The organism is Photorhabdus africana, from assembly GCF_035181445.1.
GTDB lineage: Bacteria > Pseudomonadota > Gammaproteobacteria > Enterobacterales > Enterobacteriaceae > Photorhabdus > Photorhabdus laumondii.
The window spans coordinates 1-395 of the sequence record NZ_JAXBVE010000203.1 but is presented as its reverse complement, the minus strand read 5'-3'; the positions used below and the strand labels follow the sequence as shown (position 1 = coordinate 395).

At 57.0% G+C, this 395-nt stretch carries 1 protein-coding gene; it reads right to left on the bottom strand.

The genetic code is table 11. From position 1 onward, the window contains the following. Positions 1-395: contractile injection system protein, VgrG/Pvc8 family (locus SLS51_RS23405; RefSeq protein ID WP_323840863.1), on the bottom strand; the 395-nt coding region annotated here is incomplete at both ends.

The following is a 395-nucleotide window of genomic DNA, read 5'->3' as shown; positions in this document are numbered from 1 at the left end:
CCCGCTTCGGGCAGGGGTACGCCAGGGTGAATAAGAAATCCTGACCCCGAAAGCCGTGACGTTCACGCAGGATTTTTTCCACGATTTCCGGTACCGACATCTTCTGATAAAGGGCAAATTGGCGGCTTCTCGACAGCAACGCCAGCCGCGGCTCCAGAGTCACTTCATAACGGCTTTCATCCCGCGAGGTGGATAACAGTTTAAATTCGCTGATCACACCGTAGATCGTGCGCAGCGGTGCCGGCGGTATCACCGGCATGCCCCGCATCCCCGGATTGAACGCGGGTGATGTCAGGGTAAACGCCGCGTCCCGCATCAGCATCTGCGCCGGTTTGATCTCTTTCACCGGGCTGGTGAATTCAATCGCGTAACGAAAAGGCTGGCTTAAGCCTTCC